The sequence below is a fragment of the Micromonospora sp. DT31 genome, from assembly GCF_049841795.1.
Classification (GTDB): Bacteria; Actinomycetota; Actinomycetes; order Mycobacteriales; family Micromonosporaceae; genus Micromonospora.
The window spans coordinates 745,553-766,555 of sequence record NZ_JBNCKZ010000001.1; the positions used below are offsets into that span (position 1 = coordinate 745,553).

A 21,003-nucleotide genomic window follows, 5' to 3' on the forward strand; every position below is an offset into this window, starting at 1 on the left:
GGATCAGCGGCAGATCTTAGGTATGTACAGATATGCGCCGCTCACCCTCGCCTTGCGTAGGCGACGTCCCACAGCACGGATGTACGTAGCCATAACGGTCTCCATTCACGCGCCCGACAGGAATAGGGGGAAGCTACCTTTCGTCATGGTCGGCCACAACCCCTCAGGGCGTGCGGGTTGGTGTGGTGCGGCGTACGCGGGAGCCGGTGTGTCCAGGGGCTTCGAGTTGTACGGCAATAATGGACATTTGCCGATGGCGCTGAATGTGGCGGGTCCGGTTGACCAGCGAGCCGGTATCCCCTATCGGCGCTTGCCACTTCCTGGGCGACGACCATGCGGCCGGCATCAACAGCCGGTACGACACACGCCCCGGTCCGGGAGGAGCCTCTGGGCCGGCGGCGATCGTGGGTTGTCGATACGGTGGCCGGATGGACGAAGAAGCGCGCCGCCACTCGTCGTCGTTCGGTGCGGCGGCCACCGCGTACGCCGCACACCGACCGGACTACGCGCGGGCCGCGGCGCGGTGGGCGCTGGAGCCCGCACCCGGCACGCGGGTGCTCGACGTCGGCGCGGGCACCGGCAAGCTCACCGCCGTGCTGGCCCAGGTCAGCGGGAACGTGACGGCGGTCGAGCCGGACCGGGAGATGCTGGCCGAGCTGCGCCGCAGCCTGCCGGACGTGCGTGCGCTCACCGGCAGCGCCGAGGCGGTCCCGCTGCCGGACGCCTCCGTCGACGCGGTGCTGGCCGGCAACGCCATGCACTGGTTCGACATGGCCGTCGCCGGCCCGGAGCTCGCCCGGGTCCTCACGCCCGACGGTGTCCTGGCCGGTCTGTGGAACGTCGTGGACGACCGGGTCGACTGGGTCGCCGGGCTCGCGGCGGTCAGCGGAAGCGCCGCCATCGGGCCGCGCGACACCCCCGCGAGCTGGCGTGTCGCCACGGCGGGCATGCACCTGCCGGACAGCGGCACGCCCCGGTTCGGCTCGCCGGAGCAGGCGGAGTTCCCGCACGGGCAGCGCCGTACCGCCGACTCGCTGGTGGCGACGCTCGCCACCCGGGCCGGGATGCTCGTCATGCCGCAGCGGGAGCGCCGGGAGACGCTGGACCGCATCCGCGCGTACCTGGGGAGCCGGCCGGAGACGGCCGACGGCGAGTTCACGCTGCCGATGCTGACCTGCGTGCTGCGGGTGCGGCGGAGGTGAACCGCGCGACGCCGCCGGCCGGGCTGTGCGCCCGGGTGGTGCACCGGCTGTTCCCCGACGCGCCCGACGGCGAACCGGTGTCGGTGCTGCTGTGGCTGACCGGCCGCGCCCCGCTCGGCGGCCGGCCGCGACGTACCGCGTGGACCTGGCAGGCGGCGCGAACCTGAACGCCAGGGAGCGGGTGTCAGCGACGGTGCCACCAGCGGCGGCGGGCCGGGGCCGGTCGGGGTGACTCCGACACCACGGCAGTTGCCTGCCCGGCGGTTTCCCGGTCGGCCCGCCAGCGGCGTACCGACTCGTCGGCGTTGACCGGGCGAACTGCGACCCGCGGGCCGGTGGGGGTGCGCAGCCAGGCCACCACCTCGGTGTTGAGCGCGGCCACGTACGCGCGTACGGACTCCTCGGTGGGCAGGTCGCGCAGTTCGTCGGGCAGTTGTTCGATGCGGCGGCGCAACTGCAGTGGCGTGGGCAGTAGCAGGTCCGACGGGATCTGCTCGCGCTCCATGAAGCTGCGGATCCACCAGCCCTCGTCGTAGGGCGTGTCGCGGCCCGGGATGGGCTTGCCCGCGCCGGCCAGGTTGTCGAACTCGCCCCGCTCCTGCGCCGAGCGGATCTGCGCCTCGACCGTGGCTTCCCAGCTCGTCGTCACCGCCGTCACCTCCCCCACCCACCGTATCCGCCGCCGTCCGAGCAGGGTCAGCGTCGGACGGGCCCGCACTGTTCCCGCCCGTCGGCGCCTCCGGTGCGGTGGGGCGTGGGGCGGACGGTCAGGGCAGCCGGCGTACGTGGCGGTGGCCGTCACGGGGGTACGGCGGGCGGGCCGGCAGCACCTCGACGAAGGCGTACCCGCTCTTCTCCGCCACCCGGCAGGAGGCCGGGTTGTCCACCTGGTGCAGCAGCTCCAGGTGGGTCAGGCCGGCGGCGGCGAAACGGGCGAACGCCCACCCGGTGACCGCCTCCACGGCGCGCGGCGCGACACCCCGGCCGCGTGCCGGCGCGGCCGTCCAGTAGCCCACCTCGGCGGCGGCGGGTCCCGGGCGGACGCCCTTGAGCACCACGCAGTCCACCAGCCCCTCCCCCTGCAGCACGGCGAAGCTGAACCGGCCGCCGGAAGCCCAACCCTGCCGGCTGCGGCGCAGGAACGCCCGCGCCTGCACCGGGTCGGTCACCGGGTAGCTGGTCCAGGCCCGCAGCACCGGGTCCCGGTACACCTCGATCAGCGCGTCGGCGTCGCCGTCGCACCACGGACGCAGCAGTAGGCCGGGCACGGTCGGGGTGGCCGGCGCGGACAACACGATCGACATGCGGCCAGTATCGTCCGGACCCGCCGATATCCGCTGGTGCGGCTCGGCGCGCCGAGCGTAGGGTCCGGTCGGGATCGGCGGCGGGAGGGCGACGTGGTCACGGTCGGCGCGGTGGTGGGGATCGCCCTGGTGGCGCTCGGTCTGGTGCTCACGCCCGGGCCGAACATGGTCTACCTGGTGTCCCGGTCGGTGGCCCAGGGCCGGCGTGCCGGGTTGGTGTCGCTGCTCGGCGTGGCGGCCGGTTTCCTGGTCTACCTGGCCGCCGCGGTGGCCGGCATCGCCACCGTCTTCGTGCTGGTCCCGCCGCTGTACACGGCGGTGAAGCTGGCCGGTGCGGCGTACCTGCTGTGGTTGGCCTGGCGGACGCTGCGCCCGGGTGGCCGGTCGGCGTTCACCCCGGCGGCGCTGCCGCCGGACCGGCCCCGGCGCCTTTTCACCATGGGCCTGGTCACCAACCTGCTCAATCCGAAGATCGCCATCCTGTACGTGTCGTTGCTGCCGCAGTTCGTCGACCCGGCGCGCGGTCACGTGGCGGTGCAGAGCCTGCTGCTCGGGCTGACCCAGATCGTCGTCGCGTTGACCGTGAACGCGCTCATCGTGCTCGGCGCCGGCGCGGTGTCGGCGTTCTTCACCCGCAGGCCGGGTTGGGCCCGCCTCCAGCGGTACGTGATGGGAACGGTGCTGGCGGGGCTCGCGGTGCGTATCGCCGCCGACCGGTCCCGCGCGGCCGTCGCCACCCCCTGACCGCGCGCCCGCCGGCACGCGGGGGTGCGCCCGGTGCGGCACCGTCAGTGCAGTTGTTCGCACAGCACCGCCACGCCACCGGGCGGCATGGTCAGCAGCCCGTCGACAGGCGCACCGGTGAGCAGTTCCCAGCCGGTGGCGGGCACCCGCTGCGGCTGGTCGGTGTGGTTGAGCAGGTACAGCCGACCGTGCTCGCCGTCGCGGCGGCGTACCGCCTCGACGCCGGGGGGCGCGCCGGGGCAGGCCGGGGTGACCCCGGCGAGTCGGGCCGCCTCGGCGAGCAGCCGCCGCCAGGTGTCGTCGTCGGGTCGGGTGGACACGTACCAGGCGCGCGCGTCGCCGATCCGGTGCCGGGTGACCGCCGGCTGGTCGGTCAACCCTCCCCCGAGGTACGCGGTGACCGGTTCGGCGCCGGCCAGGCGCACCGTCTCCGACCAGATCGTGCCGGTCCCGCCGCCGGTCAGCGGCAGCCGTTCGTCGTCGGCGAGGGGATGGAACTCCTCCACCCGCACCCCGAGCAGGTCCCGGTAGGCGCCCGGGTAGCCGCCGAGGCGGATGCGGGCGTGTTCGTCGGCGACGCCGCTGAGCCAGGTGACCAGCAGGTGCCCGCCGCCGTGCACGTGCCGGCGTACCCAGTCGACGGTGGCGTCGGAGGCGAGGTAGAGGGCGGGGAGCACGAGCAGGCGGCAGCCGTCGAGCGGGTCGCCGGGGGGCACCACGTCGACGGTGATGCCGGCGTGCCACAGCGCCCGGTGCGCGGCGGTCACCTCAGCGGTGTGGTCGAGGCCGGCGCGGGGCATCCCCGGGTGCCGCAGGGCCCAGGCGCTGGCGGCGTCGTACGCGATGGCGACGCTCGCCTCGACACGACCCGGCGCGGTTCCGGCCAGCCGGCCGAGGGCGGCGCCGAGGTCGGTGGCCTCGCGGAACACCCGGGTGTCGGCGCCGGCGTGGGTCACCACCGCCGAGTGGAACCGTTCCGCACCGCCGGCCGGCGCGCGCCACTGGAAGAACATCACCCCGGCGGAGCCGCGGGCGACGTGGGCGAGTCCGTGGCGGGTCATCCGGCCGGGTTCCTTGGTGTGCATCCGCCCGGCGGTGTGGATCTGGTTGGGGGCGCTTTCCATCAGCAGCCACGGCGCGGGGCGTCCCCGTCCGTGGCGGGCCCAGCCGCGCGCGAGGTCGGCGGCGAGCGCGGTCTGTTCCTCCGCGCCCAGATCGGTGGCGGACGGGTAGTGGTCGACGGCGACCAGGTCCACCTCGCGGGCCCAGCGGGCGTGGTCGACCGGCACCCAGTCGCCGAGGACGTAGTTCGTGGTGATCGGGATCGCCGGGTTGGCGGCCCGCAGCAGGTCCCGCTGCTCGGTGTACGCGGACAGCAGCGTGTCGGACCAGAAGCGCCGGAAGTCCAGGAGGTGGCCGGGGTTGGCCAGGTACTGGGTGGCCCGGGGCGCGCCGACCTGTGCCCAGTCGGTGTAGTGCTGGCTCCAGAAGCTGGTGGCCCAGGCGTCGTTGAGCGCGGTCAGGTCACCGTGGCGGTCGGTGAGCCAACGGCGGAACGCGGCCTCTGTGTGCGGGCAGTGGCAGATGGTGCCGTACTCGTTGTGCACGTGCCACAGCGCGAGCGCCGGGTGGTCCGCGTACCGGGCGGCCAGCGCGTCGGCGATGCCTCGGGCGGCGGTGCGGTAGGCGGGCGCGGCGGCGCAGTAGGTGTCCCGGCTGCCGTGTTGCAGGCGTGTCCCGTCGGCGGTGACCGGCAGCGCGTCGGGGTGGCGCAGCGAGAACCAGGGCGGCGGGGACGCGGTGGGGGTGGCCAGGGCGACCCGGATGCCGCCGCCGTGCAGCAGGTCCAGCACCTCGTCGAGCCAGTCGAAGGTGTACCGGCCGGGTGTGGGTTCCAGGCGGGACCAGGCGAACACCCCGACGGTGACCAGGTTGACGCCGGCGGCACGCATCAGGTCCACGTCCTCGCGCCACACGCGCGGCGGCCACTGCTCCGGGTTCCAGTCCCCGCCGTAGCAGAGCCGACCGTCACCCCAGAGCGCTTTAGTTGCCATCCCCGTCAAAGTAGGAACAGGTGAGGCCGAAAGTCAATGCGGCCGATCATTGACAGTTAGTTGGGCTTCCAAAGAAACTGGCGGTACCGCCCGTGGTCGCCGCGAGGAGACGCCCATGCCGTACCGCCCACCGCTGGTCCCCTACGAGACTTTCGTGGCCGACCCGCCCGAACTGCCGGTACGCGCCCCGGGCGAGGAGGGCGCCGACGACGTGGTGCGGGCCGAGGTGGCCGCGACCGACAGCCACGGGGTCACCCTCACCGCGACGTGCACCTCCGGGCGCACTCTCGTGGCACGGGTGGAGTCGGCCGGCGAGGGGATCCTCCGGGTCCGCCTCGCCGACGACCTCGCCGTCCGCGGACGCGCCACCGCGGCGCTGACCCTGGTACGCCCGCAGCCGCACCCCGCCACCGTGACCGTGCGCGACGGGCGGGTGCGCGTCGACGCCGGAGGCGTGGTCGCCGAGCTGACCCTGGACCCGTGGGGGCTGCGCTTCGTCACCGGCGGCGGACGGCTGCTGCTGGCCGCCGACGGCGGCACCCGCGACATCAGCGGCCGGCGGCGCACCCTGCCCCTGGGTCGCTCCACAGTGGACGGCGAGCCGGTCGCCTGGCACGAGAGCTTCGTCGCCCCCGGCGACGAACGGTTCGTCGGCTTCGGGGAGAAGTTCACCCCCCTGGACAAGCGTGGCCAGCGCCCCCTGATGTGGAACTTCGACGCCTTCGGCGGCGAGTCCGACAGGTCGCACAAGAACGTGCCGTTCTACCTGTCCGACCGGGGCTACGGGGTGCTCGTGGACAGCGGGCTGCCGGTGCAGTTCGACGTCTGCGCCAGCACCCACAGCAGCGTGCAGATCCTGGTCCCGGACGACCTGCTCGACTACTACGTGCTCGCCGGGCCCACCCCGGCGCAGGTGCTCGACCGGCTCGACACGCTCACCGGCCGGCCGTACCTGCCGCCGCGCTGGGCGTTCGGCGCGTGGATCTCCTCCGGCTTCTTCCCGGACGACGAGCAGCGGGTGCGGGAACGGGCCCGGCGCATCCGCGAGCGGGACATCCCCTGCGACGTGCTGCACCTGGACTGCTACTGGCAGGTCGCCGGCCGCTGGTCGGAGCTGCGCTGGGACGCCGAGGCGTTCCCCGACCCGGACCGGCTGCTCAAGGACCTCGCCGAGCAGGGCTTCCGGGTCTGCCTGTGGATGAACCCGTACCTGATGCCCGACAGCCCGCTCTACGCCGACGCCGAGGCTGCCGGCTACTTCCTGCGCCGCCCCGACGGCGGCACGTACCTCGCCGACAGTTGGCACGGCAGCCACCCGGCCTGCGCCATCGTCGACCTCACCAACCCCGACGCGGTGGCCTGGTTCCGGGGCCTGCTGCGGCCGCTGCTGGCCCAGGGCGTCGCGGTGTTCAAGACCGACTTCGCCGAGGCCGTGCCCGCCGACGCGGTGGCGCACAACGGGATGACCGGCGTCGAGCTGCACAACGTGTACGCGTTGCTGTTCAACGACGTGGTCGCCGACGTCACCGAGGAGGTGGCCGGGCACCGCACGGTGTGGGCGCGCTCGTCCTACCTCGGTGGGCAGCGGCACAGCGCGCAGTGGAGCGGCGACGTCAACGCCACCTGGCCGGGCATGGCCAGCACGCTGCGCGGCGGGCTGTCCCACGGCCTGTCCGGGGTGCCGTTCTGGAGCCACGACACCGGCGGGTTCCACGGCACGCCCGAGCCGGACCTGTACGTGCGCTGGACCCAGTTCGGGGCGCTGTCCCCGCTGGTGCGCCTGCACGGCACCACCAGCCGCCTGCCGTGGGACTTCCCGCCCGAGGCGGAACGCCACGCGGTGGCGGCGCTGCGGCTGCGCTACCGGCTGCTGCCGTACCTGTGGTCGGCGGCCGTGGCGGCGGCCCGCACCGGCAGCCCGATGCTGCGGGCGCTGCTGGTGGACACCCCCGACGACCCGACCGCCTGGACCACCGACCTGCAGTACCGCCTCGGCGTCGACCTGTTGGTGGCGCCGGTGTTCGACACCTCCGGGCAGCGCGTGCTCTACCTGCCCGACGGCGACGACTGGTGGGACACGGCCACCGGGCGACGGCACACCGGCGGCCGGCACCTGCGGGTCGACGTGCCGTTGGACCGGTTCCCGCTGTACGTGCGGCACGGCGCGCTGGTGCCGGTGACGCCGCCCGCGTCGACCGTCGCGGACGGACCGTTCCGTGACGTCACGCTGGTCACCTGGGGTGGCGTCGACGGTGTGACGGTGGTGCACGACCCCGACGGCGACACCACGCTGACCGCGACCCGCGACGGCGACACGCTGCGGGTGCGGGTGGACGGCCCGCTCGACGTGCGCGGCGTCAGCGTGGTCGGGACCGACGCGCCCGGCCGGGTCGTACTCGACGGCGAGCCGGTCGAGCCGGCCCCGTTCGCGCCGTGGTTCGCCGGCTGACCGGCGGGCCGGGGGCATCCACGAGTTAGTTTAGGCTGTGGCCGAACCGGACGGCCGGGGCGCGGGAGGCGGGCAGTACGTGATCAGCATGGACCGGCCGACGGCCGACCTGGGCGACGTGCGGGTGGCCAACCGGGCGGTGGTGCTGCGGCACGTACGCCGGCACGCCCCCTGCTCCCGGGCCGACGTGGCCGCGCACACCGGGCTCAACAAGGCCACCGTGTCCAGCCTGGTCGGCGAGCTGATCGAGGGCGGGCTGCTGCGCGAGACCGGGGTCACCGAGAACCGCGTCGGGCGCCCCGCCACCATGCTCGTCGTCGACGGCTCCCGCTACGTCGGGCTGGGCCTGCACATCGGCGCCGACGACCTCGTCGTGGTCGCCGCCGATCTGGCCGGCGAGGCGGTGCTCACCTGGCGTCGCGCGTTCGCCGCCGGCACCGCCGGCGGTGACGAGACGGTACGCGCGCTCGCCGCGCTGACCCGGCGCGCGCTCACCCGGGTCACCGGCGCCGGCCGTACCGTGCTCGGGCTGACCGTGGGCGTGCCCGGCCTGGTGGACGCCGACGGCACGGTGCCGGTGGCCCCGGCGCTCGGCTGGCGGGGGTTCCCTCTCGCCGCGGCGCTGCGCCGCGCCCTGCGCGAACCCGGCTTCCCCGTCGTCGTCGACACCGAGGCCAACCTCGCCGTGCTGGCCGAGCAACGACACGGCCCGTACGCGGGCACGGCCGACCTGGTGCACCTCACCGGCGGGCCGACGATCGGCGCGGGCCTGGTCAGCGGCGGCCGGCTGGTACGCGGCGCCCGGGGTTTCGCCGGACAGGTCGCCCACCTGCCGGTGGCGCCGGACGGCCCGCCCTGCGGGTGCGGGCGGCGGGGCTGCCTCAGCGCGCTGCTCGGCGTGGACGCGATGGTGCGCCGCCTGCTGCCCGACGTGGCGCAGGACGGCCCGGTCACCGACCACCTGCCGGAGATCGAACGGATCCAGGCCCTCGCCCGGGCCGGCGACGAGCCGGTGTGTGCCGGGCTCGCCGACGCCGGCCGGCAACTCGGGCAGGCGGTGGCGGTCCTGGCCGACCTGCTGGACCCGGAGGTGGTGGTGGTCGGCGGGCACCTCGCGGCGCTCGCGCCCTGGCTGCTGCCGGCGGCCCGCGCCGAACTCGCCGCCCGCACGCCCGTGCCGCCCGGCGTGCGGCTGGAGGCCGGCACGTTGGGCTCGGCGGTGACCGCCCTCGGTGGCGCCACCGCCGCACTTGCCGGCGTGGAGGCGGGACGACTGCCCACCGGATGACCCTTGACCGCGTCCGCCTCGGGTGCCAATCTCGGTAGCGCCGCATCCCGGGACCGGGCAACCCGGGGCGGCATGATTTTCGGCGGTCGTCGAAGCGCTTCACCACCGCTCCGGGCCGGCCCCCGCCGCACGACCACCACCCCTTTTCGCGTACGCGCCGCCGTCCACCGGACCGGTTGTCGAAGCGCTTCGACCATCGGGCGGGCGACCCGTACGCCGACCGGAGGCCCGCGCCATGACCGACCCCGCATCCCACCGTCTCGACGACCTGCTGGCCCGGCTCACCCTGCCGGAGAAAGTCGGCCTGCTGCACCAGTGGCAGGCGCCCGTGCCCCGGCTCGGCCTGCCGGCGTTCCGCACCGGCACCGAGGCGCTGCACGGTGTCGCCTGGCTCGGCGAGGCCACCGTCTTCCCGCAGGCGATCGGCCTGGCCGCGAGCTGGAATCCGGACCTGATCCGGGCCGTCGGCGCCGCCGTTGCCGACGAGGTGCGGGTCAAGCACCGGGCCGACCCGCAGCGCGTCGGGCTCAACGTGTGGGCGCCGGTGGTCAACCCGCTGCGCGACCCCCGGTGGGGCCGCAACGAGGAAGGCTGGTCCGAGGACCCGTGGCTGACCGGGCGGCTGGCCACCGCGTACGGCCTCGGCCTGCGCGGCGGGCACCCCGACCGGCTGCGGACCGCGCCGACGCTCAAGCACTTCCTCGGCTACAACAACGAGACCGACCGGGCCACCACCTCCAGCGACCTGCCGCCCCGGGTGCTGCACGAGTACGAACTGCCGGCCTTCCGCGCACCCCTGGCCGCCGGCGCGGCGGTGGCGGTGATGGCCTCGTACAACCTGGTCGACGGCGTGCCGGCGCACCTGAGCCCACTCATCGACGGCGTGCTGCGCCGCTGGGCCGACGACGAGATCATGGTGGTCGGCGACGCCGGTGCGGTCGGCAACCTCGCCGGGGTGCAGGCACACCTGCCCGACCACGTGAGCGGTTTCGCCGCCGCGCTGCGCGCCGGGATCGACAGCTTCACCGAGGACGACGAGGACCCCGGCCCGACCGTCGCACGGCTCACCGAGGCGCTGGACCGAGGGCTGATCACCGCCGCCGACGTGGACCGGGCCGCCCGCCGGATCCTGTCCGTGCGGCTGCGCCTGGGCGACCTCGACCCGGACCCGCACGACGACGGGCCCGAGGACACCCTCGACAGCCCGGCCCACCGGGAACTCGCCCGCGAGGCCGCCCGCCAGTGCGTGGTGCTGCTGCGCAACGACGGGCTGCTGCCGCTGGCCGCCGGCACCCGCGTCGCGGTCCTCGGCCCGCTCGCCGACACCGTGCTCACCGACTGGTACAGCGGCACCCCGCCGTACACGGTCAGCGCGTACGCCGCGCTGCGCGGCCGGCTGCCCCAGGTCACCACCCACCCCGGCACCGACCGGGTCGTCCTGCGCGTCGGCGACCTGGCGGTGCGCCACCACGACGCCGGGCCGCTGGCGCTCGGCGACACCACGCCGGCCGAGTTCGACGTGGTCGACTGGGGACAGGACGTGGTGGCGTTGCGCGCGGTCCACACCGGCGGCTACGTCGGCGCCGACGACACCGGCGCGCTCGTCGTCGACCGACCCGGCCCGGGCGGGTGGGTGGTACGCGAGACGTTCCGCCTGCACCACCGCCCCGACGGCACCACCGGGCTGCACCACCTGGCCACCGGCCGGCACGTCGGGGTCGAACCGGACGGGCGGCTGAGCGTCACCGGCGGCGAGGCGGCCGCGTTCACCGTGGGCCTTGTCGTCGACGGGACCGCCGAGGCCGCCGCGCTGGCCGCCACCGCCGACGTGGCGGTGGTGACGCTGGGCAACCACCCGATGGTCAACGGCCGGGAGACCGAGGACCGGGTCGACCTGGCGCTGCCCACCGGGCAGCGGGAACTGCTGCGCGCCGTGCACGCCGCGAACCCGCGTACCGTGCTGGTGGTGACCAGCAGCTACCCGTACGCGGTGGGCTGGGCGCAGCGGCACCTGCCGGCGGTGCTGTGGAGCGCCCACGGCGGGCAGGAACACGGCAACGCGCTGGCCGACGTGCTGCTCGGCGCCGCCGACCCGGCCGGGCGGCTCACCCAGACCTGGTACGCCGACACCGCCGAGCTGCCCGACCTGCTCGACTACGACGTCATCGGTGCCGACGCCACCTACCTCTACCACCGGGGCGAGCCGCTGTACCCGTTCGGGCACGGGCTCAGCTACACCGAGTTCGGCTACGCCGACCTGCGGTTGAGCACCGCCACGGCGCACGCCGGCGAGGAGGTGGAGGTGAGCGTCGAGGTCACCAACACGGGCCGCCGCACCGGCACCGAGGTGGTGCAGCTCTACACCCGGCAGCGACGCTCCCGGGTCAAGCAGCCGCTGCGGCAGCTGCGGGACTTCGCCCGGGTCACCCTGGAACCGGGCCACGCCGCCCGGGTGACGCTACGCCTGCGTACCGCCGACCTGACCTGGTGGGACGAGACGCGGGCCGCCCCGGTCGTGGAGGACGCCACCCACTCGGTGCTGGTCGGCCGCTCCGCCCGGGACATCCGGCTGGTCGGCGCGCTCGCCGTCACCGGCGGCGAACCGGCGACCGCCCCGGCGGCCCGCCGCGACGGCGCCGCCCGGTGACCGCCCGCGCGCCCGGCGAGCAGGTCACCATCGCCGACGTCGCCCGCCACGCCGGGGTGGCCGCCAGCACCGTGTCGTACGTGCTCAGCGGCAAACGCACCATCTCGGCCACCACCCGTGGGCGGGTGCTGGCAAGCGTGCGCGCGCTCGGCTACCACCCGCACGCCGGGGCGCGCGCCCTGGCCAGCCGCAGGGCGAACGTGATCGCGCTGGTGCTGCCGCTGCGCACCGGCATGCAGGTGCCGGTGGTGATGCGCTTCGCCACCGCGGTGGTCACCACCGCCCGCCGCTACGACCACGACGTGCTGCTGGTCACCGCCGACGAAGGGCCAGCGGGGCTGCACCGCATCGCCGGCAGCGCGCTCGTCGACGGTGTGCTGCTGATGGACGTGGAGTTGGAGGACTCCCGGGTGCCGCTGCTGCGGGAGCTGGCGCTGCCCGGCGTGCTGATCGGCCACCCCGCCGACAGCAGCGGGCTGGCCTGCGTGGACCTGGACTTCCGCCGCGCCGGGGAACTGTGCGTGGAACACCTGGCCGCCGCCGGGCACCGGCGGGTCGCGCTGCTGGGCGCTCCCGTGGCGGTCTACGACCGGGGCACCGGCTTCGCCCACCGCACCCGGGCCGGGGTGCTCGCCGCCGCCGACCGGCTCGGCGTCGACGCGGTCACCCGACCCGGCGAGGAAGGCCCCACGGCGGTACGCCAGGACCTGGCGGCGTTGTTCGACGCGCACCCGGACGTCACCGGGCTGGTGGTGCAGAACGAGTCCGCGGTCGGCCCGGTGCTGGCCACCCTGCCGCAGTTGGGCCGCCAGGTGCCGCGGGACGTGTCGGTGGTCGCGGTGTGCCCCGACGAGTTGGCCGAGCAGTCCGGCCTGACCTGCGTGCCGGTGCCGGCCGAGGAGATCGGCCGGCAGGCGGTGGGGCTGCTGATGCGGCGGCTGCGCGACGAGCCGGTGCCGGAGGTGACGCTGCTGGAACCCCGGCTGACCGTACGCGACACCAGCGGCGCGGCGCGCGAGGTGGTGTGCTGACCGTCAGAGGTTGTCCGGGTGGCACAGCGCCGGGTGGCGCTGCCCTGGCGCGGCGTACCAGGGTGGGGCGCCCTCGTCGAGGGCGGTGCCGATGCGCAGCCGCGCCCACTCGTCCAGTTCGGGCAGCGCGTCGACGGTGAACCAGGCGACCGCCAGCGACTCGTCGCCGTCGGCGGTGGGCTCGCCGCCGACGGCCCGGCAGCGGAACCAGACGTTGAGGTATTCGCAGGCATCGCCGTTGGTGTAGAGCACGGGGTGGGTGGCCACCCCGGCGAGCCGGACGATCGCCACGTCCACGCCGGTCTCCTCGCGGACCTCGCGCACCAGCGCGTCGGCGGGCTGCTCCCCCGGGTCGACCGTGCCGGCGGGCACCGACCAGCGGCCGTTGTCGCCGCGGCGGGCCAGCAGCACCCGCCCCGCGTCGTCGGTGACCACGCCGCTGACCCCGTAGAGCATGAGCATGTCGTGGCCGACGTGCCGGCGCAGCCGGGCGATGTAGGGCGAGACGGGCATGGCGAGGACGCTACCCGCGGGCCTGCCGGTGCCGTCGCAGCATGCCGGCGGCCAACGTCGCGCCGTCCAGGTCACCGGCGCCCAGCCGCCCGGTGACGGTCCGGCGCACCATTCGGTCGGCCAGGGCCGGCGCGTGCCGGGCCAGGGCCATTTCGATCCGGCCGCGCCGGGTGGTGGCCACGTCGCGGGGCGCGCGGCGGGCGGCGGCGGCCCGCAGGATCGCCGCGACCACCCCCTCCACCGGCTCCGGCCGGGACACCCCGCTCAGCGACAGCCCGGCCGCCACCGTGCTGTCGTGGATCGGGGAGGCGACCATGCTGGGGTAGACGACGCTGACCCCGACGTGGGTGCCGACCTCGTGGCGCAGCGCGTCGGCGTACGCGACGAGCGCCCGCTTGCTCACCCCGTACGCGGCCGCCAAAGGCAGCGGCAGCACCGCCATCCGGCTGGCCACGAAGATCACCCGCCCACGGCTGGCCTCCAGGGCGGGCAGCGCCGCGGCGGTGGTCCGCCAGGCGGCGAGCAGGTTCACCTCGATCTGCCGGCGTACCACCTCGTCCGGCGGCAGCTCGGCAGGCGCGGGCCCGCCCACCCCGGCGTTGTTGACGAGCACGTCCAGTCCGCCGAGCCGGTCCACGGCGGCGGCCACGGCCGGCGGCGTCGCGGCCGCGTCGGTCAGATCCACCCCGTACACCGGGACGGCCGCGTCGGGGTCGGCGTGCAGGTCCAGCCCGGCCACCTGGGCGCCGGCGGCGGTCAGTGCGGCGCCCAGGTGCCGGCCGAACGTGCCCCGGGCGCCGGTGACCAGCACCCGCTTGCCGGTCAGCGCGTTCACCGCGCCGCTCCGGCCCGCTGCCGCCCGGCCTGCAACTCCCGGTGCAGCTGCGCCAGGTACGCGTCGAAGTCCACCCGCATGTGCGGTCGGCGCTGCCCCCACCGGGTGGTGGCGGCGCGCAGCTCGGCCCGGCAGGCGGCGGCCTGACCGGCCGCGTCCGGTGGCGCCCAGGTGCCGGCCAGGCGCGCGGCGACGAGCCGGGCCTGCGCCTCGACCAGGGGGAACGCCGCGCCGGTGGACTGCATGAGCCCGACGAACGCCAGGCCGGGGGCGTCCAGGTGGAACACGTGCCGGTATAGCGGCAGCCGCTCCGGGCCGTCGCCGAGCAGGTCGGGTTCGAGGAACGGCATCGCCACCCGGTAGCCGGTGCACCAGATCACCAGGTCGACCTGGTCGCTGCGGCCGTCGGTGAACTCGACCCGGTCGCCGTCGAACCGGGCGATGCCGGGGCGGGCCTGGATGTCGCCGTGGGTGAGGCGGGACAGCAGCCCGTCGGAGAGGGTGGGGTGGTCCTGGAGGAAGCCGTGCGCCGGTGCGGGCAGGCCGTAGCGGCTGGGCGGGCCGACGGTGGCGGTCAGCATGCCCTGGGTGATGCGTTGCCGCAGCCGCCACGGCAGCCGGCGCGCCAGCGCACCGTTGAGGGTGTCCGACGGCCGCCCGAGCAGGTACTTCGGCACCACCCACACGCCGCGGCGCAGGGACAGCAGTGTGCGCTGCGCGGCGTACGAGGCGTCGACGGCGATGTCCATGGCGGAGTTGCCGCCGCCGACGACGAGCACCCGCCGGCCGGCGAGCTGCTCCGGGCCGCGGTAGTCGTGGCTGTGCATCTGTTCGGCGGTGCAGTCGCCCGGGTACGGCTCGGGCCGGTGGGGCAGCCGGTTGTGCCCGTTGGCGACCACCACGGCCGCCACGTCGACCGTCACCGGTGCGTCCGGGCCGGTGGCGTGCACCCGCCAGCCGTCCCCGACGCGGGTGACCCGGTCGACGGTGTGCCGCAGCCGGACCGCGTCGCGCAGGCCGAACCGGTCGGCGTAGTCGCCGAGGTAGCCGGCGATGCGGGTGTGGTCGGGGTAGTCGGGCCAGTCGGCCGGCATCGGGTGGTCGGCGAACTCGGTGCGCCCTTTGCTGGTGTTCAGGTGCAGCGTGCGGTAGGTGGGGGACCCGGCCGACCCGTACACCCAGAGGCCGCCGACGGTGTCGGCGGCCTCGAACGCGACCGCGGGCACGCCCACGTCGGCGAGCGCCTTGAGGGTGGCCAGGCCGGCGGCGCCGGCGCCGACGACCGCGACTCTCGGTGTGGTCATGCCCGCCCCCTTTTAATCCAACGACCGATGGATAATCTCCGGCGGGCGGCCCGCCGTCAAGGCCCGGGCCGGTACAACGCGTCGAGGAAACGGTGCACGAACGCCCGGAACTCCCGCCGCTGCCGGGCCTGCGAGCCGGTGCCCGCGGCCAACGCCACCACGTGACCGTGCGCCGCCCAGACCAGGCTGCGCACGGTGACGTGCGGGGTCGGCTCGACGAGCGCGCCCGCGGCGGTCGCGGCGGCGAGCAACTGCTCCACCCCGGCGTACAGCGGCGCGGCGTAGCGACGGTCCAACTCACCGTGCCGGCTCGGCTCCAGCCAGCGACGCAGCCACAACGCGGTCGTCTCCGGCCGGTCCTCCAAGAAGTCGACGAACACGTCGAGCAGGTCGTGCAACGCCGGCAGCGCCTCGCGCGGGCCGGCGGCCAGAGCGGCCCGGGCACGTTCCCCGGCCGCCTCCAGCACCTCGCGTTCGGCGCTGAACACCCGGGCGAAGCATGCGTCGTACAGCTGCGCCTTGGTGCCGGTGTGGTGGGCGACGGTGGCCACGTCCACCCCGGCGGCGGTGGCCACGTCACGGACGCTGACCGCGTCGAAGCCCCGCTCGGCGAACAGCACGGTGGCGGCCGCGAGCACCAACTCCCGGGTGGGCCGCTGATCGTCGCGGCGGGGCCGGCCCGGTCGGCGGCGAGGCATGGTCATCAGGCCATTGTTACCCCTACAATCCAGCATCCGTTGGATTGATGGCGGCGTGGCCGCCGGGACAGGAGGCGGTCGATGACCGGGCTGGATCAGCGGCGGGACACGCTCGCGCTGCCCCGCGGCCCACTGGCCGGCTTCGCCACCGGCTCGCTGGGCATGGGCGTCTGGGTCACCGTGCCCGGGCTGCTGCTGCTCTACTTCCTCACCGACGTGCTGGCGGTGGCCCCCTGGCTGGCCGGGCTGACGCTGCTGCTGCCCAAGATCGCCGACGTGCTGCTGCACCCGTGGATCGGGCACCGTTGCGACGTCGAACAGGCCCGCCGGGGCCACCGCCGCCGGCTGCTGCTGGTCGGGTGCGCCCTGCCGGCCGCGTTCGCCGCGCTGTTCGCGGTGCCCGGCGGGCTGACCGGCGCCGCCGCGGCGGGCTGGGTGGCGGTGTTCTTCGTGGCCGGCAACCTGCTCTTCGCCGCCTACCAGGTGCCCTACCTGGCCACCCCGGCCGACCTGCGGATCGGCTACCACGAGCGGACCCGGCTGATGGCGTTCCGGATGGTGGTGCTGACGCTGGGCATCCTGGTCTCCGGGCTGCTCGCGCCGCTGCTGGCCGGCGGCGACGACGCCACCCGCGACGGCTACCTGCGGATGGGCGTGATGCTGGCCGCCGGGATGCTCGTCGCGATGGCCGTCGGGGTCGCCGGCATCGGCCGGCTGCGCCGCGTCGCCGCCGAACCGGCGAACCCGCACGGCGCGGGCGGGTGGCGGGCGCTTGTCGGCAGCCTGCGCGACCGACAGTTCCGCTGGCTGGTCGGGGCGTACCTGGCCATGTCCACCACCACCCACCTGGTGCTGGCCGGGGTGCCCTACTACGCCGAGTACGAGCTGGGCCGCACCGGGCTCACCACCGTGCTGGTCGCCGCGTTCGTCGCGCCGGCCCTGCTGGTCACCCCCGCCTGGCTGGCGGTGGCCCGACGGGTCGGCAAGCAACGCGCCCTGCTCGCCGCGCAGGGTGCGTTCGCCGCCGGATCGCTGGTGCTGGCGGTCGGCCGGCCGGCCGGGCTGCCGGTGCTGGTCGCCGCCGTGACGGTGCTCGGAGTGGCGTTCGCCGGCATGCAGCTGCTGCCGTTCTCGATGCTGCCCGACGTGATCGGCACGGCCGGCGCCGAGCGGGCCGGCACCTACACCGGTGTGTGGACCGCCACCGAGGCCGTCGGCGGGGCGCTGGGCCCCTACGCGTACGCGTTGTGCCTGGCCGCCGGCGGGTTCGTCGCCTCGTCGGCCGGGCAGAGCGTCACCCAGTCCCCGGCGGCGCTGGACGCGCTGCGCTACGGCTTCGGGCTGCTGCCCGCCGCCGTGATGGTGGTGGCGGTGCTGCTGCAACGCCGCTACACCCTCGACGGCGCGGCCCGAGCCGGCAGCGGCCACTAGAATTCGCCCTCGATGGACGCCGAGCCCACCCCCGAGACCCGTCCGTGCGCGCACTGCGGGCGCGACGTGCCGCAACGTGTCGGCGCGGGCCGCCCGTTCCGCTACTGCCGGGAGAACGACGGCGCCTGCCAGCGCGCCGCCCGCAACTCGCGGATGCGCCACCGCAACTCCCCCGGCCTGCCCGGGCAGGTGGCCCGCACCTGGGAGGCGGTGGACCGGCTGGACCAGATCGTGGAGACGCTGACCGAGGCGCTGCACGCCGAACTGTCGCCGGTCGGGGTGGAACGGCAGCTCACCACGGCGCGCGCGGAGACCGCCGCGCAGGTCGCGGCCGCGCACGCCGAACGCGACGAGGCCCGCCGCGAGGCCGAGGACGCGACCGCGGCGGCCGCCCGCGACCGGCAGGAGGCCCGGGCCGCGTACGCCGACCGCGACGCCGCCCGCGCCCGCGCCGACCGGGCGGAGGCCACCTCGTCGGCCGCCGTCGAGCGGGCCGCCAAGGCGGAGACCGCCCGCGACGCCGCCCGCGCCGAGGCGGGAGCGGCCCAGGCGCTGCGGGTGCAGGCCGAACGGGACCGCGACGCGGCCCGGCAGGAGCTGCGCACGGTACGGTCCGAACGCGACACCGAGCGGCACCGGGTCGCCGAGCTGACCGCCGAGCGGGACGCCGCCCGCGCCGACGCGGAACGGGCCACCAGGTCGGCGGCCGAGGCGCTGGACCGGGCCGAGCAGTCCCGCGTCGAGGCCGACCGGGCACGCGCCGACGCCCGGGCGGCGCACGACCGGGCGGCGCAGGAGCACCGGGTGGCCCAGGCCGCCACCGAGCGGGCCGACGCCCAGGCCGAGGCCGCCGGGCAGGCACGCGTCGAACGGGACCGCGCCGAGGCAGCCCGCGCCGACGCGGTGGCCGTGGCCGAACGGGCGCGCGCCGCCCTCGACGCGGTCCGTGCCGAGGCCACCGGCGCGGTCGAGCAGGCCCGGGCGGAGGCCGCCACCGCCGCCGCGGAACGCCAGGCCATGGACGCCGAACTGGCCGAGGCGCGGCGGGCCGCGACGGCCGCCCAGGATCGGGCGGCGGAGCTGGCCGGCCGGCTCAGTGCGGCCGAGGCCGACCGGGACGTCGCGGCGCGACGCGCCGACAAGCTGGCCGACCAGGTCGGCGAGCTGGCCGGGGCGTTGGCGCGGTGGAGCGCGCGCGCAGGCTGACCGCCGTCGGGCGGCACGGGACAGCGGCGGTTCGCCCGGGAGGACCGCGCGTCGCTGAGCCCGGTGGTCAGTGGATGCCGGCCATCAGCTGCCGCAGTTGGCGGGTGAACATCACCGCGGCCAGACCCAGCACCACCGAGGCCAGCCCGAACGTCAGGAAGTACACCGGTTGCGACCAGCTCTCGGCCAGCCGGGCCACCTGCCCACCGATGGCGTCGCCGACGGCGGTGGCCAGGAACCACAGGCCCAGCATCTGGCTGGCGTACTTCACCGGGGCGAGTTTGGTGGTCGCCGACAGTCCCACCGGGCTCAGCGCGAGCTCCCCGGCGACCTGGATGGCGTACACGGCGACCAGCCACCACGGGGAGACCAGGTCACCACCGACGGCGGCCTGCGCGGCGGCGGCCATCAGCACGAACGACAGGCCGTTGAGCACCAGGCCGACGGCGAACTTCGTCGGCGTGGACACCCGGTGGCCGAGTTTGAGCCACAGCCACGCGGCCAGCGGCGCACCGATGATGATCAGGATCGGGTTGACCGACTGCAACCAGGACGCGGGGAAGGTGAACCCGCCCACGTTCCGGTCGGTCCGGTCGGCGGCGAAGATGTTCAACACGGACCCGGCCTGGTCGTAGATGAGCCAGAACGAGGCGGCGAACACGAACAGCCACACGTACGCCTTCATCCGACTGCGCTCGGTGTCGCTGATCTCCCGGTCGGTGAGGATCCGCGCGAAGTAGGCGATCGTCACCAGGACGGTGACCGCGGTGAGCAGGTTGACCACCGTGTTGACGGTGAACCAGCCGGCCAGCAGCAGCACGATCAGCACCACCGCGACCACGGCGGTGGCCACGGCGATGCGGTTGAGGGCCCGCCGCCGGTCGGCGCCCAGCAGCGGGTCGGCTGGGCGGGCGCCGGCCTCGCCCAGGTTGCGCCGGCCCAGCACGTACTGCAGCACGCCGAAGGTCATGCCGATCGCGGCGGCACCGAACCCCAGATGCCAGTTGATCTTCTCGCCGAGGAAGCCGGTGATCAGCGGGGCGATGAACGCGCCCAGGTTGATGCCCATGTAGAAGATCGAGAATCCGGCGTCGCGGCGCGGTGAGTCCCGCTCGTAGAGGTCGCCGACCATGGTGGAGATGTTCGGTTTGAGCAGACCGGTGCCGACCACGATCAGGGCCATGCCGGCGAAGACGCTCCACCCGGTGGGGATGGCCATCACGTAGTGGCCGACGGCGATCACCACGCCGCCCCACAGCACGCTGCGCCGCGCCCCGATCAGCCGGTCGGCCACCCACCCGCCGGGCAGCGCCATCAGGTAGACCATGGCGTTGTACGTGCCGTACACGGCGTTGGCGGTGGACTCGCCGACGGCGAGTCCACCGTCGGCGACGGCCGCGGTCAGGTACAGCACCAGGATCGCCCGCATGCCGTAGAAGCTGAACCGCTCCCACATCTCGGTGAGGAACAGGGTGGACAGCGCGCGGGGATGACCGAAGAAGGTCTTCCCGGCAGGTGGTCGGGCTCCGACCGGCGCGGCACTGCTCATCGTCACCTCCGGCGCTCAGGCAGGCGGGTAGCATCCCCGTTGGTAGGCGAACCAATCCACCGATTCGGCCCGGCCGGGGACGACCCCGCCGGGTAGCCGCCATGGCCGGTTACCCTTGGGTTTCCCGACGCGCGTACGGCCCCGGCCGGCGCGGGTGGGAATGGGCGGGCGGTGACAGACCGTTACACCTTGAAGACCAGCACCACGGACGAGGGGAAGTCGATCATGGGCGAGCGCATGCTGCGCGGCAGCCGGCTTGGCGCGGTCAGCTACGAATCCGACCGCAACACGGAGCTCGCGCCGCGCCAGACCCGCGAGTACCTCTGCGCCAAGGGCCACCAGTTCGAGGTGCCGTTCGCCGTCGACGCGGAGGTGCCGACGACCTGGGAGTGCAAGTTCGACGGCAGCGTCGCCCGCCTGGTCGACGGCACCGAGCCGGAGCAGAAGAAGGCCAAGCCGCCGCGTACGCACTGGGACATGCTGCTGGAACGGCGTTCCATCGCCGAACTGGAGGACATCCTCGCCGAGCGGCTGCAGGAGGTCCGCACCCGGCGCGGTCGCGCCTGACCATCCGCGACGCCACGACACGTCCGTGGGAGCACCTCCAGTACTTCGTGGCGTAGCGGCTCGAACCCGGCAGCGAACGAGGCGGGGGGCCCGGTGGGGGGTCAAGGCCGGGCGGGCCCCCCCCCCGGGGCGCCCCCCCCCCCCCCCCCCCCCCGGGGCGGGGGACCCCGCCCCGGGGCGG

18 protein-coding genes are annotated in these 21,003 nt (G+C 75.1%); 10 read left to right on the forward strand and 8 right to left on the reverse strand.

Annotated elements, in window-relative coordinates:
- Positions 1 to 428: 428 nt before the first annotated feature.
- Entirely contained in the window at positions 429 to 1,202 is a 774-nt protein-coding gene (locus ACLQ2X_RS03370; RefSeq protein WP_425679415.1) for a class I SAM-dependent methyltransferase, read from the forward strand.
- A complete protein-coding gene (locus tag ACLQ2X_RS03375) occupies positions 1,199 to 1,369 on the forward strand; it encodes a hypothetical protein (RefSeq protein ID WP_425679416.1) in 171 nt (56 codons plus the stop codon). Before ACLQ2X_RS03370 ends, ACLQ2X_RS03375 begins: the two co-directional genes overlap by 4 nt.
- A 17-nt stretch (positions 1,370 to 1,386) precedes the next feature.
- On the opposite strand, the gene ACLQ2X_RS03380 is transcribed toward ACLQ2X_RS03375, so the two are convergent.
- On the reverse strand, positions 1,387 to 1,851 hold the full coding sequence (locus ACLQ2X_RS03380) for a DUF1992 domain-containing protein (protein ID WP_425679417.1): 465 nt from the start codon (positions 1,849 to 1,851) through the stop codon (positions 1,387 to 1,389).
- A 118-nt stretch (positions 1,852 to 1,969) separates the two neighbouring features.
- The gene (locus ACLQ2X_RS03385; RefSeq protein WP_425679418.1) at positions 1,970 to 2,506 is read right to left on the reverse strand and encodes a GNAT family N-acetyltransferase; all 537 of its coding nucleotides are present in this window, start codon (positions 2,504 to 2,506) and stop codon (positions 1,970 to 1,972) included.
- A gap of 93 nt (positions 2,507 to 2,599) precedes the next feature.
- Between ACLQ2X_RS03385 and ACLQ2X_RS03390 the strand changes: the two genes are divergently transcribed.
- A complete protein-coding gene (locus tag ACLQ2X_RS03390; protein ID WP_425679419.1) occupies positions 2,600 to 3,250 on the forward strand; it encodes a LysE family translocator in 651 nt (216 codons plus the stop codon).
- 44 nt (positions 3,251 to 3,294) lie between these two features.
- Here the strand turns inward: ACLQ2X_RS03390 and ACLQ2X_RS03395 are convergent, their stop codons facing one another.
- Positions 3,295 to 5,304, reverse strand: coding sequence for a beta-galactosidase (locus ACLQ2X_RS03395; protein WP_425679420.1), 2,010 nt, complete (start codon positions 5,302 to 5,304; stop codon positions 3,295 to 3,297).
- Positions 5,305 to 5,419: 115 nt separating this feature from the next.
- On the opposite strand from ACLQ2X_RS03395, the gene ACLQ2X_RS03400 reads away from it, so the two are divergent.
- The 4 genes from ACLQ2X_RS03400 (at position 5,420) to ACLQ2X_RS03415 (ending at position 12,719) form a co-directional block, all read left to right on the forward strand.
- The gene (locus ACLQ2X_RS03400) at positions 5,420 to 7,753 is read left to right on the forward strand and encodes a TIM-barrel domain-containing protein (RefSeq protein WP_425679421.1); all 2,334 of its coding nucleotides are present in this window, start codon (positions 5,420 to 5,422) and stop codon (positions 7,751 to 7,753) included.
- A 37-nt stretch (positions 7,754 to 7,790) separates the two neighbouring features.
- The gene (locus ACLQ2X_RS03405) at positions 7,791 to 9,041 is read left to right on the forward strand and encodes an ROK family transcriptional regulator (RefSeq protein ID WP_425679422.1); all 1,251 of its coding nucleotides are present in this window, start codon (positions 7,791 to 7,793) and stop codon (positions 9,039 to 9,041) included.
- A gap of 235 nt (positions 9,042 to 9,276) precedes the next feature.
- The gene (locus ACLQ2X_RS03410; RefSeq protein WP_425679423.1) at positions 9,277 to 11,688 is read left to right on the forward strand and encodes a glycoside hydrolase family 3 C-terminal domain-containing protein; all 2,412 of its coding nucleotides are present in this window, start codon (positions 9,277 to 9,279) and stop codon (positions 11,686 to 11,688) included.
- Positions 11,685 to 12,719 carry a LacI family DNA-binding transcriptional regulator gene (locus ACLQ2X_RS03415; protein WP_425679424.1) on the forward strand — a complete coding sequence of 345 codons (1,035 nt, stop codon included), beginning with the start codon at positions 11,685 to 11,687 and terminating at the stop codon, positions 12,717 to 12,719. The genes ACLQ2X_RS03410 and ACLQ2X_RS03415 overlap by 4 nt, the downstream gene beginning before the upstream one ends.
- Positions 12,720 to 12,722: 3 nt before the next feature.
- Here the strand turns inward: ACLQ2X_RS03415 and ACLQ2X_RS03420 are convergent, their stop codons facing one another.
- From ACLQ2X_RS03420 to ACLQ2X_RS03435, 4 genes are read right to left on the reverse strand one after another with little or no spacing between them, the layout of a single operon-like run.
- Entirely contained in the window at positions 12,723 to 13,232 is a 510-nt protein-coding gene (locus ACLQ2X_RS03420) for an NUDIX hydrolase (protein ID WP_425679425.1), read from the reverse strand.
- A gap of 10 nt (positions 13,233 to 13,242) precedes the next feature.
- The gene (locus ACLQ2X_RS03425) at positions 13,243 to 14,067 is read right to left on the reverse strand and encodes an SDR family NAD(P)-dependent oxidoreductase (protein ID WP_425679426.1); all 825 of its coding nucleotides are present in this window, start codon (positions 14,065 to 14,067) and stop codon (positions 13,243 to 13,245) included.
- Positions 14,064 to 15,371, reverse strand: coding sequence for a flavin-containing monooxygenase (locus ACLQ2X_RS03430; protein ID WP_425679427.1), 1,308 nt, complete (start codon positions 15,369 to 15,371; stop codon positions 14,064 to 14,066). Before ACLQ2X_RS03430 ends, ACLQ2X_RS03425 begins: the two co-directional genes overlap by 4 nt.
- A gap of 56 nt (positions 15,372 to 15,427) precedes the next feature.
- Entirely contained in the window at positions 15,428 to 16,069 is a 642-nt protein-coding gene (locus tag ACLQ2X_RS03435) for a TetR/AcrR family transcriptional regulator (RefSeq protein WP_425679542.1), read from the reverse strand.
- Between the two features lie 81 nt (positions 16,070 to 16,150).
- Here ACLQ2X_RS03435 and ACLQ2X_RS03440 point away from each other — a divergent pair, with 81 nt between their 5' ends.
- Positions 16,151 to 17,500: an MFS transporter gene (locus tag ACLQ2X_RS03440; RefSeq protein ID WP_425679428.1), complete on the forward strand. Its 1,350-nt coding sequence runs from the start codon at positions 16,151 to 16,153 to the stop codon at positions 17,498 to 17,500.
- Positions 17,501 to 17,512: 12 nt separating this feature from the next.
- Positions 17,513 to 18,706: a hypothetical protein gene (locus ACLQ2X_RS03445; RefSeq protein ID WP_425679429.1), complete on the forward strand. Its 1,194-nt coding sequence runs from the start codon at positions 17,513 to 17,515 to the stop codon at positions 18,704 to 18,706.
- A 67-nt stretch (positions 18,707 to 18,773) separates the two neighbouring features.
- Here ACLQ2X_RS03445 and ACLQ2X_RS03450 read toward each other — a convergent pair whose 3' ends face one another.
- On the reverse strand, positions 18,774 to 20,255 hold the full coding sequence (locus tag ACLQ2X_RS03450) for a peptide MFS transporter (RefSeq protein ID WP_425679430.1): 1,482 nt from the start codon (positions 20,253 to 20,255) through the stop codon (positions 18,774 to 18,776).
- A gap of 225 nt (positions 20,256 to 20,480) precedes the next feature.
- Between ACLQ2X_RS03450 and ACLQ2X_RS03455 the strand changes: the two genes are divergently transcribed.
- The gene (locus ACLQ2X_RS03455; protein ID WP_007070998.1) at positions 20,481 to 20,822 is read left to right on the forward strand and encodes an RNA polymerase-binding protein RbpA; all 342 of its coding nucleotides are present in this window, start codon (positions 20,481 to 20,483) and stop codon (positions 20,820 to 20,822) included.
- Positions 20,823 to 21,003: the final 181 nt, after the last annotated feature.